Origin of the sequence: Lysinibacillus sp. NPDC097868 (assembly GCF_044761135.1) — a bacterium.
In the GTDB taxonomy this organism is placed as follows: domain Bacteria; phylum Bacillota; class Bacilli; order Bacillales_A; family Planococcaceae; genus Lysinibacillus.
Map to the genome: position 1 here is coordinate 2,666,488 of NZ_JBIWBS010000001.1, position 17,601 is coordinate 2,684,088.

Annotated in this window: 22 protein-coding genes and 1 tRNA gene; 4 read left to right on the top strand and 19 right to left on the bottom strand. The window is 32.9% G+C overall.

Going from position 1 to position 17,601, the window contains the following annotated elements; translation table 11 throughout:
• Positions 1-43: 43 nt before the first annotated feature.
• From ACIQXJ_RS13420 to ACIQXJ_RS13480, 13 genes are all read right to left on the bottom strand, one after another.
• Positions 44-298: a hypothetical protein gene (locus ACIQXJ_RS13420; protein ID WP_403054411.1), complete on the bottom strand. Its 255-nt coding sequence runs from the start codon at positions 296-298 to the stop codon at positions 44-46.
• 163 nt (positions 299-461) lie between these two features.
• Positions 462-896 (bottom strand): hypothetical protein, encoded by a 435-nt coding sequence (locus tag ACIQXJ_RS13425; RefSeq protein ID WP_403054413.1) that lies wholly within the window; start codon positions 894-896, stop codon positions 462-464.
• Between the two features lie 13 nt (positions 897-909).
• Positions 910-2,628: a DNA polymerase B gene (locus ACIQXJ_RS13430; protein ID WP_403054415.1), complete on the bottom strand. Its 1,719-nt coding sequence runs from the start codon at positions 2,626-2,628 to the stop codon at positions 910-912.
• 1 nt (position 2,629) lies between these two features.
• A complete protein-coding gene (locus ACIQXJ_RS13435) occupies positions 2,630-3,427 on the bottom strand; it encodes a zinc-finger-containing protein (RefSeq protein WP_403054417.1) in 798 nt (265 codons plus the stop codon).
• The gene (locus ACIQXJ_RS13440; protein ID WP_403054419.1) at positions 3,424-4,509 is read right to left on the bottom strand and encodes an AAA family ATPase; all 1,086 of its coding nucleotides are present in this window, start codon (positions 4,507-4,509) and stop codon (positions 3,424-3,426) included. The genes ACIQXJ_RS13435 and ACIQXJ_RS13440 overlap by 4 nt, the downstream gene beginning before the upstream one ends.
• A 2-nt stretch (positions 4,510-4,511) precedes the next feature.
• Positions 4,512-5,453 carry a YqaJ viral recombinase family protein gene (locus ACIQXJ_RS13445; protein ID WP_403054421.1) on the bottom strand — a complete coding sequence of 314 codons (942 nt, stop codon included), beginning with the start codon at positions 5,451-5,453 and terminating at the stop codon, positions 4,512-4,514.
• A complete protein-coding gene (locus ACIQXJ_RS13450) occupies positions 5,450-5,611 on the bottom strand; it encodes a hypothetical protein (RefSeq protein WP_403054423.1) in 162 nt (53 codons plus the stop codon). Before ACIQXJ_RS13450 ends, ACIQXJ_RS13445 begins: the two co-directional genes overlap by 4 nt.
• Positions 5,601-5,906 (bottom strand): hypothetical protein, encoded by a 306-nt coding sequence (locus tag ACIQXJ_RS13455; protein WP_403054425.1) that lies wholly within the window; start codon positions 5,904-5,906, stop codon positions 5,601-5,603. The genes ACIQXJ_RS13450 and ACIQXJ_RS13455 overlap by 11 nt, the downstream gene beginning before the upstream one ends.
• Positions 5,906-6,214 carry a hypothetical protein gene (locus ACIQXJ_RS13460; RefSeq protein ID WP_403054427.1) on the bottom strand — a complete coding sequence of 103 codons (309 nt, stop codon included), beginning with the start codon at positions 6,212-6,214 and terminating at the stop codon, positions 5,906-5,908. The genes ACIQXJ_RS13455 and ACIQXJ_RS13460 overlap by 1 nt, the downstream gene beginning before the upstream one ends.
• Before the next feature lie 5 nt (positions 6,215-6,219).
• The gene (locus tag ACIQXJ_RS13465) at positions 6,220-7,476 is read right to left on the bottom strand and encodes a helicase-related protein (protein WP_403054429.1); all 1,257 of its coding nucleotides are present in this window, start codon (positions 7,474-7,476) and stop codon (positions 6,220-6,222) included.
• Complete coding sequence (locus tag ACIQXJ_RS13470; protein ID WP_403054431.1) at positions 7,418-7,714, bottom strand: VRR-NUC domain-containing protein; 297 nt, start codon at positions 7,712-7,714, stop codon at positions 7,418-7,420. Before ACIQXJ_RS13470 ends, ACIQXJ_RS13465 begins: the two co-directional genes overlap by 59 nt.
• 47 nt (positions 7,715-7,761) lie before the next feature.
• Entirely contained in the window at positions 7,762-8,280 is a 519-nt protein-coding gene (locus tag ACIQXJ_RS13475) for a hypothetical protein (RefSeq protein WP_403054433.1), read from the bottom strand.
• A gap of 98 nt (positions 8,281-8,378) precedes the next feature.
• Positions 8,379-8,636 carry an AbrB/MazE/SpoVT family DNA-binding domain-containing protein gene (locus ACIQXJ_RS13480; RefSeq protein WP_403054435.1) on the bottom strand — a complete coding sequence of 86 codons (258 nt, stop codon included), beginning with the start codon at positions 8,634-8,636 and terminating at the stop codon, positions 8,379-8,381.
• 52 nt (positions 8,637-8,688) lie between these two features.
• Between ACIQXJ_RS13480 and ACIQXJ_RS13485 the strand changes: the two genes are divergently transcribed.
• Positions 8,689-8,910, top strand: a complete 222-nt coding sequence (locus tag ACIQXJ_RS13485) for a YozE family protein (RefSeq protein ID WP_403054437.1) — start codon at positions 8,689-8,691, stop codon at positions 8,908-8,910.
• A gap of 360 nt (positions 8,911-9,270) precedes the next feature.
• Here the strand turns inward: ACIQXJ_RS13485 and ACIQXJ_RS13490 are convergent, their stop codons facing one another.
• The 4 genes from ACIQXJ_RS13490 to ACIQXJ_RS13505 all read right to left on the bottom strand — a co-directional run bounded on the left by ACIQXJ_RS13490 (position 9,271) and on the right by ACIQXJ_RS13505 (position 11,005).
• The gene (locus tag ACIQXJ_RS13490) at positions 9,271-9,606 is read right to left on the bottom strand and encodes a hypothetical protein (RefSeq protein WP_403054439.1); all 336 of its coding nucleotides are present in this window, start codon (positions 9,604-9,606) and stop codon (positions 9,271-9,273) included.
• Between the two features lie 8 nt (positions 9,607-9,614).
• The gene (locus tag ACIQXJ_RS13495) at positions 9,615-9,935 is read right to left on the bottom strand and encodes a DUF771 domain-containing protein (protein ID WP_403054441.1); all 321 of its coding nucleotides are present in this window, start codon (positions 9,933-9,935) and stop codon (positions 9,615-9,617) included.
• Positions 9,936-10,700, bottom strand: coding sequence for a BRO-N domain-containing protein (locus ACIQXJ_RS13500; RefSeq protein ID WP_403054443.1), 765 nt, complete (start codon positions 10,698-10,700; stop codon positions 9,936-9,938).
• 86 nt (positions 10,701-10,786) lie between these two features.
• Positions 10,787-11,005, bottom strand: coding sequence for a helix-turn-helix domain-containing protein (locus tag ACIQXJ_RS13505; RefSeq protein WP_403054445.1), 219 nt, complete (start codon positions 11,003-11,005; stop codon positions 10,787-10,789).
• A gap of 118 nt (positions 11,006-11,123) precedes the next feature.
• Here ACIQXJ_RS13505 and ACIQXJ_RS13510 point away from each other — a divergent pair, with 118 nt between their 5' ends.
• The 3 genes from ACIQXJ_RS13510 to ACIQXJ_RS13520 are packed head-to-tail and all read left to right on the top strand — an operon-like array spanning position 11,124 to position 13,694.
• Positions 11,124-11,498, top strand: coding sequence for a helix-turn-helix domain-containing protein (locus tag ACIQXJ_RS13510; RefSeq protein ID WP_403054447.1), 375 nt, complete (start codon positions 11,124-11,126; stop codon positions 11,496-11,498).
• Positions 11,464-12,540: an ImmA/IrrE family metallo-endopeptidase gene (locus ACIQXJ_RS13515; RefSeq protein ID WP_403054449.1), complete on the top strand. Its 1,077-nt coding sequence runs from the start codon at positions 11,464-11,466 to the stop codon at positions 12,538-12,540. Before ACIQXJ_RS13510 ends, ACIQXJ_RS13515 begins: the two co-directional genes overlap by 35 nt.
• A 59-nt stretch (positions 12,541-12,599) precedes the next feature.
• Positions 12,600-13,694, top strand: coding sequence for a site-specific integrase (locus tag ACIQXJ_RS13520; RefSeq protein ID WP_403054451.1), 1,095 nt, complete (start codon positions 12,600-12,602; stop codon positions 13,692-13,694).
• Between the two features lie 173 nt (positions 13,695-13,867).
• Here ACIQXJ_RS13520 and ACIQXJ_RS13525 read toward each other — a convergent pair.
• Positions 13,868-13,940: transfer RNA gene (locus tag ACIQXJ_RS13525), tRNA-Arg, on the bottom strand.
• A gap of 221 nt (positions 13,941-14,161) precedes the next feature.
• Positions 14,162-17,149: an SIR2 family protein gene (locus ACIQXJ_RS13530; RefSeq protein ID WP_402763798.1), complete on the bottom strand. Its 2,988-nt coding sequence runs from the start codon at positions 17,147-17,149 to the stop codon at positions 14,162-14,164.
• Between the last annotated feature and the right edge of the window lie 452 nt (positions 17,150-17,601).

Sequence of the window (17,601 nt, forward strand, 5' to 3'; positions counted from 1 at the left end):
ACCGTAGCACCTCCTTTCTTGTTTTCCTAAAAGTGATCAGTAATCATCCGCTCATGATTTTCACTAATTCATTAAATTTCTCTTGTGACATATTGTTTGGAATAAAACGCTTAACTACCTCACTAAACGGCTGTAGGTAATTCACTAATGTATCTTCTGCATCAGCTCGATTTTTCGTTGTATCTGTTATATTGTTTAAATATTCTTCACGAGTCATATTGTAATGCGTTACTGTATCGACAATAGTTGAAAATCGACAATATAATCCGTTTGGTTGCTGCGCGATAAACGCTCCCAATTTAGCACTCCTTCCTCACCTTCTTGAACAATTCAATTAACCAACTACGGATTAAATTTTTCAAGTATTGAAACAAAATCAATCAAATCATAGAACCAATTATTTTTCTTTTTTCGTTCGCTACGTGTCATTGAATTTACCCCTATTGTTGCACAATTTTTATCTATTGCTCCTGGCCTGAACTAACCTCTACAGTACCATCCGAACCAACCTCATAAGGAATCCCCTCATGCTCACCTTCGAGATCATCAATACTCATTTGCTGAGGTTGTATTAATAAAGAAATATTCGTACCAGCTGCGGGATAAATGGCGTTCACTCGGTCTACATCCTCAGTTGCTACATTAAATTTGAGCACAGTTTTTTTATTGTCACGCTGTAGATTCACAAATTCAGCTTGAATCGACTCATATGGTCCCTCATCATCTGAAATTGTTAAAATGGTCATTTTACCTGTTAACCTTAATAATTCAGCAGCATGTTTCGTTTCATCTGATAAAATATGAAACATTAAAACTTCCTTTTTATCATCCTTTTGCATTTTTTTAAAGAGCACATTAATTTGAATGTCTTTTGTTTCTGCTATTTCTGTTGTCATTTGAAACACTCTCCTATACAAATAATTGTTTTTGAATCATTTTCACGTACCAATTTAAATCAATTTTTCGTTTTTCAAATTGTTCTAGCCCACCATTCCATACAATAGCTTGCTCTGGGCTATTAGATACCTTTTGGTATTTCTCATCACGTACCTTATAAACACCACCACGCTTTGGATCAGTTGTGGCAAAAATCCGATTTACTTTCTGCAGTGGTTTCATTTGCATTTGACCATCTTCAAATACCTCGCACGTTATTCCGTCAAATTTGCCAGCCTTCGCAACTAATTGAAAAGCCGTTAAATCCTTTTTAAAAGTATTAATAACTGTCTTTTGGATAGGTATATCATGCATATAATAATTGACCAGGGCTGCATCGATAATAGATAAACTATTACGCTCCCAGGTCCCACCCTCAAAATTCTTCATAATCCCTTTGGCAACAATTTTCCCATCTGCATAACGAACACAATAATTATTGGCATCGCGTTGAGCGATTTTATTTATCTCATTTACTTTGAATTTTATTTCATAGTGCTTACTAAATCGCTCAATGATCTCGTCAATAATAGGTCTGAATGACTTGTCTTCGTACTTAACAATTAATCCATCGGTATTTGATTGAATGAGTTCTATAAAGGGCTCTAATAGCACTATTAAATGTGTAAGAATTAATTGGCCATTTACGACGATGTTGTTAAATTGTTGTGGATCAAATAACGCATTGAATTCTGACTTGCATGCACCTACTGCAGCATTAAGTAATATCTTATATATTTCCTCTTTCGATTCACCTGCAGCTTGATACTTTAACCGTTCCTGGTATATCTTTTCGTATCTCTCAGGCATCTTTGCGGCTCTACTAATAAATCCATTATTAATCTTTAAAGTAGGAAAATAAGATTTTGCATCAATGTGAAGAAAATATCCTTCCCCTATATAATTCTCTTTAGCAGCATGCAATCCACCAAAACCATACGTGTGAGTTAATCCAGCAAGCTTGTATTCATACTGTCGTTTCTCTAAATCTGTTACAGATCCACCTTCTAAATAAGACACATGGATATTGTTATAAAAATCGACAACTGATTTTGGCAACTCATTAATTTTGAGTCGCTTATCATAGCTAAGTTTTAATCGGTCGCGCTTGTGGTCCTTAATTTTAAAGGCCTTTAATACTGCTGATGCTAAATTTGCACGTGTCTTTTTCACATCAGATGGATGTAATTTGAACGTATCAATAATTTCAAATTTAGAAGCAAAATAATCTTCACGTTTTTGAAACGCTTCACCAGTAGCTTTAACATCATTTTCACAGTAATCAAGGACTGTTTTTATTTCATCTGGTGATAAATCTTCTTTATCAAACTCTACTGGCGTTTCGATTATGTTCATACCTAAATTGGCCATAGCCTCTTTTAAAGAGAGTGATTTATTTATCAACTCTTGTCTTACATCCAAAGTAAGAAAGCCGCAATTTACTTTTCTTTTAAAAGTCCCGGCTATTATTTGTTGACTAATTTCATACGGATTTTGGTCTGTTTGAATAGCCCATAAGATGATGTCGTCATAATGATAATTATTAAAGCCAACAAGAATATCTTTTGAAGAAAGAGCGCTTTGTAGGCGCTCTTTATCATTGTGTATGCGTATGATTCTATTGTTGGCCAGATTTAAGATGACGCACATCCAGTCATTTGGGAAAACCTCAAAATCATACACTTTGAACATATTAGAATGGCTCCGGTTGGCTTAATGAGAAGTTAACGAATGTGCCATTTTTAGATTTAGAATGTTTAATATCCATTTCGCATTGGGTGCCTAGTGCTTCCTTAAATGCATTGACTAAATCTGTCTCAGGTGAACCGAAAACGGAAGGATCTAATTCAATATCAAGTGCTGAAGCACATTTCATCGTTTGTTTTAATGCTCTCTCCATCATCTTCTCGGTAAAGAAGATCATTCCGAAATGTTTACGGTTTTCATAACCTTCATTTAATATTTCTAGATCTAGTTGTAACCATTCCGTACCTTTATCGTTTACACGCCATTGTACCTCTGAAAGTACAACATCATAGCCACCTTCCGGTAATGCCTCATAATCGTCTACCGGTGATGTTTTTGGATCAAATCCCTCTGCTAATAATTTTTGAGCCATAGCTGCTAAGTTACTCATATTTTTCGTCTCCTTTGGTATTAGTGATAATAATTTTTTACATTGTTCTTTATCAAACATACCGATATGTGCCAATTCTCGTGTTAATCCCATCATATCGGCTAATTGTTGATAAGCTTTTGAACGACTAACTTTTCCATATTTCCACCGAACATCAAATCGTGCATGACACAATTTACGTAGTTCTCTCAATTCAGCATTTGCCATTGTGCCAAGTGGTGTTTTACCTCGCCCATGTGTGCCTACCCTAGCATCACACGGCCTACATACATATAAGTTGGTACGATAATCTGTTCCATAAAAATCTTTGGAACTAATAAACTCGGCTTGTTCCTGGCAATACGGGCAAATCATTTAGTACGTGGTGCTCGCGGCGCTCTTGGAGCACCTGGTTTCGCTGTACGTGGTGCTTTTACTGTTGTGTTCGGTTCATTTGCTGGTGGTGGGTTGTCCTTCACGTATTGTTCAATGTTTTGTTTTTCATATTCTTCTTTAGTACGCGGATCATATATGTCTTTTTCTAAGAAATCTAAAGACTCTCCTTTTTCAACTTTGATAAATTCCCCTGAGCCTTCATGGTGAAAATACATCGTCTCAGTTGCTAAATTTTCGTTTGGCTTAACTGTGGCTGTTACTATTGCACCGTTTTCTAATTCAATTGATACTTCCTCAGCCAATTCATTTAGTGTTTTCTTTTCTTCTGCAGGTGCTGAAGGTTCGTCTACTTTAGCTTGTGTAGCTGCAGCTGAACCTTTATCAAATGCACCAATAACATAATCTAAGATTTTTAAAATACGCTCGTCTTCAATCCAGTCACGTTGATAATTTTTACGGCGATCCACAACACGACGAAGATATTTTTTACCGATTTTTTGACACATTATGTTTAGGTCACAGTTGCCATTTACTACGTTTAAATCCTTATCACCTAATGATGGAATTGGCTTCTCAACTGTTCCTTCAAGCTTTGTTGCATAACGGCTGATGTAAATTACGTTCATCGGTAGAGCTTTAAGTCGGACCACGATAGAAGTAATGAAAGTTTTACGTAAGCCCCAACCTTTTCCGTATGGAACGTCTCCTATATAATCAACGCCGTTTTCTTCACAAATCGCTTGCTCAATGAGAGTTACTAAATCATCAACTACATCAATAACCACAGTCTCAAAACCGTGACCACCCTTTTCCAAGTCCTTAATGAGCTCTAACATTTGTTCAACAACAGTCTTTTTAACTGTACCTGTCTTTGGGTCACGCTCATTTTTCAAATCAACTGATGGCGTTTCAATTTGAGCTGCATTCCCATCTGTATTGAAAATAACTGGATTAGGAAACTCACTAGCTAAATAGGACTTACCATTCATTGTTGGTCCCCAGATAAAATAATTACGTGGTGTTTCAATTGTTTTCTTTGGTCTATTTGGTGGTAATGCCATGGCTATTTAGCCTCCTTCTTTGGTTTGATTAGTACATATCCAGCTCGATTACTTGTTTTTTCTTCAATGAATTTTTTCGCAATGCGCGGATGTGCTTCTTTAAAAACTGCAATATCAATTACTTCTTTTGTAGAAGTTGAAGGGAGAACAGCTGTAATGATTAATCCCTCTGTTTCGAAAGACTTTACTTTGTGTTCAATCATAAGGTCGTACATTTTTTGCTTCATTGCCTTATATTCAGTCTCTAGCTTTTTAAAATCTGCAATTTGAGTTTCTAATTTTGCTACTTGCTGAGCGACTACAGCAATTTCGTTACCTTGTCCTTCCTTAACACCTATTGAATAAAAATCAGCCTCAGACATTTCAGGATTTTCCTTTAATGCCTCACAACGTATCCAGAACAACTCGATAGCCTTTAAAATCCCTTTCATGTATCCTTCGTCAAAATGAACAACTTCAATTTTTAAAAGATCCGGATCAAATTCTGCATCGAAATTATCTGGACGTTCATATAGAGCCAACCAACCTGCAGGTAAATCGAATACGTACATGTAAAGTTGCATTTGTGCTTTGTAAACTTCCATCGTTGGGTTTTTACCATGTGTTTTAATTTCAAGTAACAATAATTCTGTTTTATCTGCACCATCACAGTTACCACGAATCCTTAGTTCTTTATCTATCACAGTGTCAGGTTGAAAGTTTGTTTCGTTAATTGCATTAATGTAATCACGAATTTGTGGCTCCAATGTTTGGCCATATACTGTATATTCATTTCCTTCATAAACAGTAAGCACTAATCCCATTTTTTCTTTTGCAAGCTCAAACTGTGATTTGTATTTGCTAAGACCTAAAATAATTGGAACGTCCGAGCCACCTACGAAGGTACGGCGGTTTTCAGTGACGTTTTTATCGTCCGTTTGTAATGCTGCTTTTAAGTTAGTCATTCATTATCCCCTTCCACTGATTCAATCTTTGAAATCAACCATTGCATATCGTTGTAAATTGTTTGAGCGTTAACTTCCGCGTTACCAAATTCGTCCATTTCGGAAAGCAATGTCTGCATCTTGTCTTTGATATATTCCAATCGTTCTTTATCGGACATTTTCACCCTCCAAAGCAATCTTTATTTTGTTATGAATTTCCTCCACTTGTTTTAAGTAATTTTTCAAACCATTTATAGCTTTTTTATCAATCAATAACTCTTTGTTAACAATTACAGTTAAAGCGTTCAAAATGGTATTATAATAGCCTTTAAATCGCCACTTAGATGTCGTCTCTTTGGTCGTTGGATTATAGACTTCTTCAAGACGTTCAATTTGAACGTTTAAGCTGTCATACTCTTTAATCCGTATATTTCCAAGGTCAATGATCACGGCTTTTTCTTTTGTTTCCTTCATTACTCATTCACCCATTTGATTTTGATTTTTAAAGCATTTAACGTTTCCTCAACACCGGTCATATAGCCCTTATTAATCAATGGAGCATCTCTATCGTCTTCTTCGGTATCTACTATCCGTTCTGCATTTTTATAGTTTTTTAAAATTATTTCTTCTGGAGTTGGTGCAACCTCAAAACCATAGGCTATTAATTCAGCAACTATTAACACTTTTTCAGAACGCTCTTTATCAGCGCCCATCCATTTTTCTAATTCTTGCATTGCATCAGCTACTGATTGAGTTACCTTTCTTTTCTCTTTTTTAGCCATGCATTTTACCCCTCCAAGTAACGAACAAACAACTCGTCCGTGAAATCTTTCTTTGTTTTCAAGGCACCGTAGATCAATTCCTCAATCGTATCTTTCGTAATGAAATGATAAACTGTAACCTTTTTATCTTGGCCATTTCTATATGCTCGACCGAGTGACTGTTCATAATCTTGCAAGCTATAAGTAGGTGTATAGAAAATCACTAGATTGGCGTATTGCAATTCAATACCTGCAGCACCAGCCTGGTACTGAACCAGCGTTACACTTCCCCTTAACTTTGACCATGTATTACGAGCTGGTAATTCAGAACGTTGCCCACTCACCTCGAACACTTTTTTCTTCATTTTGGTTAGTATTTGAAGCAACTTTTCTTTTTCAGCTTTAAAGTTGTAGAAAACAATGATGTTTTCATTAGTGCTTTCCGCAAGCATCTCCACATATTCGAGCTTGTTCTTTTGATTAGCGTAAAATCGTAACCCCTGTGCAAGTTTTGGATAAGTGTCGTAAACAATTTTCTCGCCTTCAACTTCGAGTATGCGGTCTTTCTTTAGCTTCAAATATTCAGTTGATCGCTTGAAAAATACATCTTCAATAACCATTGGTGGTAAATCTAAACAATCATCTTTCGACAGCTTCACACTAAAGGATTGATACATTTGTTTGAGTAGATTTTCGCGTGTCCAACCCACAACCCTATTTACTCGGCGTTGGCCAAGATAGAGTGTGTCAAACACTCCAAATTCACGCTCAAATTGCGTTTTACTTTGTGCCAAATTAAACATAATAAAATAGTTTATTGTATCGCCCCACCCATTGCTTGATGGTGTGGCAGATAAGAGTACAAAGAACGTACTGGCTTTAACTAAGTTCTTTGCGGCTTTACCACGTTGTGAAGTAGATGTTTTCACATAATGACATTCATCAAATATGACAAACCAGCCTTTGTATTTCTTCCAATCGGCAAATAACTTGCCATAAGACAATAGATCATAACTAATTTCTATACCGTAGTAATTAGCGACCGTTTGAATATCCCTATCCCATCCACCTTCTTTTATCTTTTGTGGCGGTGCCACAATTAATAGAGGCTCACCATTGCTATGAAGCAAATAATGGTGAATAGATAAAATGGTTTTCCCTGTTCCAGTATCAAGTGCATATAGATAATTTGCTTTTGCTTTCTGCAGCACTTCTTTCTGATACTCATATAACATGGAATCGGTCGAGATTAATTCGGACATCTTCGACACTGTATGCGACAAATGCTACACCTCCTGCAGCTTGAATTTTTTCGATATTGTATTTTTGAAGCTCGCTTACAACACCACCTGGGCGCTTCACTTCAATGCCAACGAACTTACCATTAATACAAGCCAGGATGTCAGGTACTCCAGACTTTTGAAACATGTCTCCATGTACTTTCATCCACCAATAGCCGTGCGATTCGAGCCATTTCTTTATTTGATTTTCTATTTTTTTTTCGAGTGGTTTTCTCGTCATACTAGGAAACAACCTCCCGATTTGATATACTTTCTTTATTAATTGATTTACTTGAGGTCACTTTGCAGAGTGGCCCTTTTTATTTTCCAAAATGTTTCAATACCAAGCTTAAAAGAACTTTTTTCACGTGCTCTTGTTAACACTTCATCATTTGGAATAAGAGGTGTTGTAGCTGCTTGAATTAAACACCATTTTGAACGAGTAACTCTTGCTTGAAATGTTTTGTAAGGTATCCCGTTATTTTGAGCCATTTGAATAACTTCAATTGGATACTTTCGCTTTCTTTTAGGCCCTTTTTTTACACTCACAGTTGCTGCCTTCTTTAAATCCCATCCTCGATGAATACGATCTTTAAACGTTCCGTAGGAAATATCATTCATATTAGCTAATTCAAGCGCCCATTCAGGATATTTACGTTGTTTCAATACTGGTTCAGTAATTGCTTTTAGTTTCGGCCATCCTGAATTCCTAATGCGATATTCTAAAGTTTTGCGACTTATCCCATTACTTAATGCCAATGCGTATTCTTCATCTGTAATGTAAAAATCATAAGGATTTCTAGCCATGATACTCACCTCTTTTCCATCACAATATTTATTGGCAAGGTTATGTTTTACAAAGTAATCGCCCAGGACTTCTAAAAGACAATCATTTATAATGTCACCTACCGAATTAATTTAATTGCACGATCTATTGTCTCGAGCACATTTGGATTATTAGCACTTGCCGCCATTTTCTTAAGTGATGCAACAACTTCATCTTTCTCTGTATTTGGTTGATATTTTTGAAGGATAATTTGATCATCATCAATAAAGATTTCTAAAGCATCTTTTACATCAATACCTAGTGTGCGACGTAGTTCAATTGGAAGAACCACACGTCCTAAATCATCGACTTTACGAACAATTCCTGTTGATTTCATTTTTATTTCCTCCTTATGTTTCCTTTCTGCTAAACTATTTGTAGAAAGGTAGGTGATAAATTTGCTAACTTATAAAGCATGGTTATTAAAATTCATTGATGTTGATTTACCTATTGGTGATATAGCGAAAGATGTTGCTCTTGATAAAGATTTCCCAAATACGAAAGACTACGACAGTATTTTTGAGTATTTAACTACATCTGGTTCAGCAGATAGTTTTATGAGAGTTTTTGAATACTCATATACGATGTATAAAGAAAGCACTCAAAAGTAACATTAATATTCTTGGTACTTCTTGCGACCAGTAATAATGTTCGCTATACCTTCTTGGTATGGTATATTTCTTTCCTGCGATCTTTGAGATGCTTCGTTTATGACTACCTGTAATAGTTTTGAACGTCGTATCTCACCTACTTCGCATTCACCCATTCAGTTCGCAACTGTATATTCAACAGCTTGTTCAAATGCTTGTTTTAAATTGGCAAATACATCTTTTCCCTCCACACTCTTCACTTTCCTTTCATAGATTTATAGTTTTATTTGTAACGCACTGCTACAGCTTTATTAATCGCGTTGCTAATCAAAGCTAATCGTTGTTCAATCGGTAATGCTAACCATTCTGCTACTTTGATTTTCATTTTGCGCCCTCCCTATACTTGTCTATTAATGCGAATAATTCATCGTGGAAATTCTGAATCTGTTTACCATCTACACTTGATAATTCACCTATTCTACTTACTTGAAATGCTAGTCTGAAAGTTGAATATAAACCTTGTTGATTGTTGTACCAATTTCCACAACCATCGTTATATTCTCCTCGCATCTTCCCTTCAATTTGATCCCTTACTGTTGTCCAGTTAGATGAATAGTTACGTTTGTTTTCCATTTCTTTCAGTACATCTTCCTTTACCTTCGCTAAGAAGATTTCATACTGTTTTTCATTCGCGAACTTTAAAACAATATCACTCATATTTTCACCTACCCCCTAAAAATTGTGTAAAAGTTATCTTCTAAAAACTGCGACATCTTTGAAGCTAAGAAGCTCCATTTTTCCCCTTTCGCTTTTGGGTAATAAACAAATCCACCTTGTAAAACATCCAATTGTTTTTTGAATTTTTGTGGATATAAAATGTTTTCTTTTATCCAAACCTGCTTTTTACCAATACGTTTTTCTAAGTCGCTCATTGTCCAATAGACACCTTGTAGAGAATGAGTTTGTAATTCTTCGTACTCAATTCGGTTTATAAGTACATAATTATCTGGTACAGGTACAGTTAAATTAACCTGAAGTTGTTGCATTTAGCTCACTCCTAGTAGCTCTTGAATCTTCTCTTTTCCACTTTCGTAGTAACGGAATGACTCAACTTGTTTATTGCTATATGGTGATTTGTCTAAAGCAAAGTAGCCATATTCGTCTGTTTTAAGATTATGAGCGTTAGCTAACTTCCCAACTTTTTGAGCAGAAACACCAAACATCCCACCCAACTCCGTAGCTGTATAAGATTTTTCAACTTCTGGACGATGCTCTATTGCTTTTTCACCTAAAACTTCTAAAGCGTTAATCTGTAATAACTCAACTGCAATTGGCGATAAAGTTTTATTCTTTTGCATGTCCAAAATTAATTTAGCTTGGCGTGTACGACTGTTATTCAACATTGCCTCAGCCCGCATACGTTGGATTTCAAGCTTCGAATTGTCAGTTTGTGGTTGTCCCAAAACCATTTCACCCTTGCGTAAAGCTTTAAGAGTTTTACGTACAAATGCTCGAAATGCTCTAGCTTTTGGTTGCTTGGACAACATCGTTACTTCATAAATGCCATCCTCTGTGAAAATACGAGTATCATATTGTTTCCCATCAGTTGAGGACATTTTGTCCTGCACTGAATACTCTAAGTCTTTTAAATAATCATTCCTGTTAATAATCTTTTGTACACCACTACGATCCGAATATTCTAAAGCTTGGGCTAGTTGGTTAATTGTCATAAACACATCATCATTTTCATTCTGCCAAAAATCACATTCCACTTGATTAAAGGTTTCACTTTTTACAATTTGTAACGTCATTTGAAAAATTCTCCTTTTATTTAGTTATTTTCCGTTGCGTTATTTTAAATGACGGTTTATAATAATGACGTAAGCATTAATAATAATTAATCTACATTAGCCAAATCAGGAAAAAGTTCTTCTGGGGAAGTCTTTAAGTATTTAGCTAATTTAAATAACAGTTTGACGTCTGGATTACCTCTACCGCTTTCAATGTTTCTGATGTGACTATCACTCACATTCATTTCTATTGAAAGCTGTCGTTGGGAAACGTTGTTTAATCGACGATAGTATCTAAATCGCTCTCTACGAAGATTGTTGTGCATTTATATCACCTCTTTCGTTTTGTGCTTTTAATTGACACCCTCATACTATCACGTCAATAATAAACACGTCAACCTAAAAAACGTCATTTTTATAAAAAAATACTGGAGGATTAAAAAAATGACTAAGTTCGACAATTTATTAGTTGCCGAAAGAGTAAAAATCTGTCGTAAAAATAGTGGTTATTCTCAAGAAGAATTAGCCAATTTATTGGGGATGAAACGTACAAACATCGCTAATTATGAGGCTGGGAGAATAATTCCTCCCGGAAACATAATTGTAGCTATGTCTGATATTTTTGGCGTTTCTACAGATTATCTCCTTGGATTAAGTGAATCCTTTAACGACAAAGTTGATTCTGAAGAATTGAAAGTAATTCAACGAGCGAAAACTAAAATGAGTGATGAGGATTGGGAAAGAGCTATGAAAATTTTAAGGTTATCTTTTGTGGAGGCATTTGATGATGAAGATGAAGACGAGGATGAAGACATATAGACCCAATTTCAAATTAGCTGAAGAAAAGGCAATTGAATTTATAGACTATCTAGACGAAAAGAAATTACCCATCAAACTAATGCAATTCAAAAAAATTTTTAATGATTTGGAAATTAAAACATATTCGTGGTATTCAAAAAAAATGGGATTAACGATAGAAAAAGTTTGTGAAGATTTAGGCAGCGATGATGGTTGTTGTGTTTACAACGAAACAAATCAAAAATATCGTATTTATTATAACGACACTATTGAAAATGAAGGTAGGAAACGTTGGACACTTGCTCATGAATTAGGTCATTATGCTTTAAAACATCATGAAATATTTGGGCTTAACATTATGCAAAGAAATGGTATTCCAAATGAGAATTATGAAGCTTTTGAAAAAGAAGCAAATTGTTTTGCCAGAAATTTAATCGCCCCTCCACATGTTATATTTCATTTTGAAGAAAATGATCCTTCTATAATTGAACATATATGTAAAGTTAGTAATGAAGCAGCCCAGAACATATTCCGTTTTTTATATAAAGGTGTTCGTGAATATGGTATAGGCTATTCGAAAGATTACGCTGAAAAATTAGGTTTCAAAGACTTTCTGCATCAAGTTAACAATAGATACTTTTGCAAAAACTGTAGAGTTTACTACACCATAGAAAAACCTTCTTATTGCTCTTGTTGCGGAAAAAAATCATTAACAAAAACTATATATAAATTTGGAGATGAGTTTGAAATGAAGTATCCAGCAGTTGTAGAAGTCGATTTTAAAAGTCGAGCAAAGATTTGTCCTTGTTGTCTAAATGAGGAGTTAGAATACGATGGTAATTATTGTAACATTTGTTCCACATATTTAGTCAATGAATGTACAGATATTAATGACGATGACCCATTTGGAAATCAAGAAATTCTAGTAGAATCTTGTGGAACAAAATTATCTGGAAATGCACGTTATTGTCATAAATGCGGAAACCCTTCTAGATTTATGACTGATGGCCATTTAAAGGTATGGAATTATACTCCTTTACAAAGAGACGATCTACCCTTCTAAATACATAGAGCAGGCTTTCATCGCTTGCTCTTTTCTAAAATACCGAAAGGAGAATTTTAATGGCTAGTATTCGAAATCGAGGAAGTAGTTGGGAATATACAATAAATCGATATGCTGATGGAAAGAGAAGGCCTATAATTAAAGGCGGATTTAACACCAAACGTGAAGCTCAAATTGCAGCAGCAGAAGTAGAATTATCTTTAAAAAAAGGGAACCAAGTAATCGTTAAAGAAAAGCCTTTTTCACAGTATTTTCATGACTGGATAGAGTTATATAAGGTTAATAAACATAAGAATACTTATAGCCGTTATTTAAACTCTTTTGAAAGAATTAAGGAACATTTTGCTGATACGCCCATACAAAAAATTAGTAGATCTGATTATCAGAAATTTTTAAATGATTATGGAAAAGGAAGAACAAAAGAAACTGTGCGGAAGCTAAATACACATGTAAGAGCCTGTGTAAGAGATGCCATCGAAGAAGGTTATTTAACTATTGATTTTACCAGAAAAGCAGAGTTTAACGCTACTGTAGCTGCTAAAAAGGATGATGAAAAACATCTTAACTTTAACGAATCAAATATATTTTACAATACTCTATTTGATAAACTTTCAACTATAACATCAACATATCATTTAATACTATTGGGTCTTGTATCTGGTATGCGTTTCGGTGAATTGGTAGGATTAACTACAGATTGCTTTGATTTCAAGAACAATTCAATATATATTTATCGAGCTTGGGACTATAAAGATGGTAGTGGTTTTGGACCATTAAAAAATTCCCAATCTGAGCGAACTATTTTAATCGATAAAAAAGTTATGTCCGCAATGAAAAAGTTAATAGTAGCAATGCCTAGTAATGAATATAATTTAGTTTTTTATCGCCAAACTGCAATAAAAACAGTTACCAATGAAGGTGCAAATAAATTACTAAAAAACACTTTAATCGATTTAGGTTTTGGTCCTATCACTATGCATGGATTGAGACATACTCATGCAAGTGTATTGTTATATAAAGGCGCTAATATTCATTCCGTATCAAAGCGGTTAGGACATGCAGACATCCAGACGACCTTGGATCACTACGCACATGTTTTAAAAGAAATGGAAGAGCGAGATGAAACTATTGCAATCAGTATGTTTAGCTCTTAACTTTTTTTTGCCTACAAAGCCTACATTTCGCCTACCAAGATTAAATTTTATATGTTATTCAATGCGATTCTCGATATTCTTTAGATAAATAAAAAAACGCCCAAAACCCAGTATTCTCAAGGTTTCAAGCGTTTTTCTTTTCGGTTAAAAATCAACCTACGATAAGCAATTGACGTCCCAGGAGGGATTCGAACCCCCGACCGACGGCTTAGAAGGCCGTTGCTCTATCCTGCTGAGCTACTGAGATAACACGGTCATACCATGCGTTTGAGACGTATTCAATTCGTACTAGGGATTCGGTCAAATTACGTTCTTAGACCGAAATTATCTTTGAATCAATAATACCATCAATATATCCTTCTGATAAGCCTACTTCTCTTTCTCAACAAGTTCTTTAATACTGCACTTTTAATACCTAAATTTCACTTCGCTAAATAACCATATATAAAAACTTCAAAAGAACAAATTTAATCGTAATACTTAAAATATATAATTTTCGACTCCTTACTAATATTTCCTTCCATTATAAGTTTTTTAAATTTTTCTTTTATAACATCTCTCGCCACACTTACTTTTGATATTTTTTCATGTATCCTATCAGAGAACTCACTTATCCATTCAAACTTAAACTTTTCAAAATCAAAGTTATTTATATCTATAAATAAATCAAACTTATCATTTAACCCCTTATATTTACTAAACAAAGCTGGATTAATTAATAAGTTATTAATCAACAAGTTAACAGTCATTTCTAAAACTCTATCAATAGGGTCAGGAAATGAATATATAGTCTTAAATTTATTACGTTCTATTATTTTATCAATTTCAATAATTAGTAATTCTTCATATTCTGAGTTCCTTTTAATAACTCCCTCCATTAAAGCATCATGATAAAGTTCCATACAAAATTCTTGCTTTAATTTCTTATTAATAGCTCGTCTTACTTTTACCTTCAAATTACTATTTAATATTTTAAATACAGAAATTATTACTCCTTTTAGAGGCCTATTAGAAAAATCAAGACCAACAGTAAGTATATTTATTAGCTGTAAATTATCAGAAATGTATTTAGGGTTCAAACTTTTGATTATATTTACTATATTATCAATAATTTGATTAAATCTGTTTGAATTAGATATTTTATTATCTTCAATAATTTTTCTTAATAATGAATTCAAGAGTTCGTCCAAGCTCTCAACATCTAAATTTTCTTTGAATTGATTATATACAGAAACAATAAGGTTTCCAAAGTTTACAATATTATCTTCTGTCACTTTTTTAGAATTAATTAACCTAATCATATTTTCAATAATTAACTTAAATTCAGCTTTTCCCACATTAATTTTTGACAATATAATTAATATATTATCTATCTTATTATTTACCTCGGAATTTGCATTAGAATATTTAGAATTTATTAAATTGATAAAATTACTAATAATATAATTACAATCTTCGTTTCTGATTGGAATAATTTCAACATCTAGTTTTTTAAAAAGACTTTTAAGTTCTTTGCTTTTGAAGAATGATACCATTAGATAGAAAGAAAAATAATCCAATTCATTTAATTTAATAATCTCTCCTTCTATTCCAAAGAGAGTATTTTTATCTATTGTATCTTCAGAAAACAAAATACTCTTTAAAGTCCCCTCAATATAATATTTGTAAATTTCATGTACTTCTGTGAAGTTTTCAACCATTAAAAAGTTATAATTTATATATTCCCAAAAAAACTCAACTTCATTTTGCAGTTCATGAATTTTCCCCTCTTTAGGTAATCCAACAAATACCGTATTCATCTCTTCTTCTACTTTTTTTGATAAGTTTGCAACTTTATATATTGTAGAATATATATAATTGAAGTTATTAATTTCTCTTAAAAATTCTATATTCTTTCTAGATACTTTAGGTAAGTTTAAATAAATATTTTCCAAATCTATTTTCTTAACTTCATTTCTTATTTCATTTCTCAGAGTTTCATTAATATATATAAAAATATTCGTCGAAATTAGTTTACCGATATTTTCCCTATTAAATTCTGAAATAAAATATAACATATAGTTTTTATTAAAAAATGTAGAGTCAGATATCCTTTTTAACAACTTATATGCCTCATAAAAATTTTGAGTTTTATATAAGGCAAAGGCTTTTTGTAAAAATAAAATTTCATTACCTTCTATTACAACGCCATCAGAAATCTCTTCAGTCCATTCTTTTAAACCTATGTAATCAAATTCTAAAATTAATTTTATGAATTGGTCATCATTTTTGAAATTAATACTCTTACTTTGTTTAAATTCATATAAAAAATCATCATTTTCTTTTCCTTGTATTTTAAAACCTTCTATTTTTGCTTTTCTAAAAATATCGCATACTATGTTATATTTATGATTCTTATTAATTTCATTTTCTTCTTGGTTCTCTTCAATAGAAATTAAATCCGTTATAAACGGTTTTAATAAATCATCATGAAGTATTAGAAAATGTCTTTCTATTCTATAGCTAAATTCAATATCTAATGCCCTTTTAATATCTTTAAAGCGCACTCGATTTAATTGGTCAAATTCTTTTAGTTTAGAATAAAAATATTCTAAATCTAACTCCTTGTATTCATTAGGTTTTTTTAAGTAATTTAAAAATGAATAAGTTTTTTTTCCTTTTATATTAGTTAATTCAGTACAATCCAAAAATGTATACTCTGGTTCCTTTTCTAAATCAGAATAATTTAATATATTTAATCCTCGATTTCTATAATAATGAAACTCAAGTAAATCTACATCTGGCTTTTCATCAATATTTAAAAAATAAGCTGGTTGAAAATCTTTTTTTAAAATGTCCTTAACCCATTGAAAAATTAATTTAACATTATAGTCTTTTAAAGAATAACCTACAAACAAAATAACATGTGTAGATAACAAGGCTTTAATATAATGTTCAATAAGTTTGAATTCATTAGAATAAGACAAATAATCGTCCTCTTTAAGGACAATATTTTTATTTTTTAAGTCTCCATGCATTTTTATTATCATATTATTATTTGGTGTGAACGGTAAATCTTCGTCTTTTGAGACAACATCGAAAAAAATACCTTTTTCTCTTGCTGCATCTTCAATTAGTTCGTCATAATTAGTAGTTATAAAATGACTTGGCTGTAATTCTAATAATAATGAGTGTATTGGATTTGATTTTACAGAGACATTAAATACTTTATTTATTATGTCATAATATTCTTTGTTACCTCTCTCATTATAATAATATTGTGGAATCTTCAAAAAATCATCTTGGGTTATACTTTCTGTATCAATCCCTAGACCATCAGTAAACTTTTCAACTAAATCCCACCAAGATGGTAATCCAGAGTTTGCAGAAACACCCGCTCCAACAAATATAATAAGCTTATTATTATTAATTGCATCCCTAATGACTCTTTTACTTTCTTTTATAAATGCTCCCATTTTATACACTCCACAACATACAATTTTTTATATTTTATTTAAGATAAAAATATTTTAAGAAAGAAAACCAATACCTTCATACGTAAAAAAAGTTATGTTTATATTTCTTACTTTTATATTTCAATAAAATAATATTCTTGATGACAATTTCCATATATTTTCATTAGTATTATAATACCATTTCAAGTCATTAATAAATATCGATATACTATTAAATAAAACTCCGATTTCTTATATATTCTTCTAATTCCCATTTATAGATTTCTTTCCAATTTCTAATCGCATTACTTTATTTTCCTTTTGGTGTGAGTGTAGTAGGTAGCTTAGATTCTTCATTCACCATCATCAAAACATCGGAAAATACCCCCTACCAAAGCCTTGCCCTGTAACACTTGAAATGGCTCTGTGACAAACTTTCGACCTCCACTGACCAATATTTAACTCGACTTCTC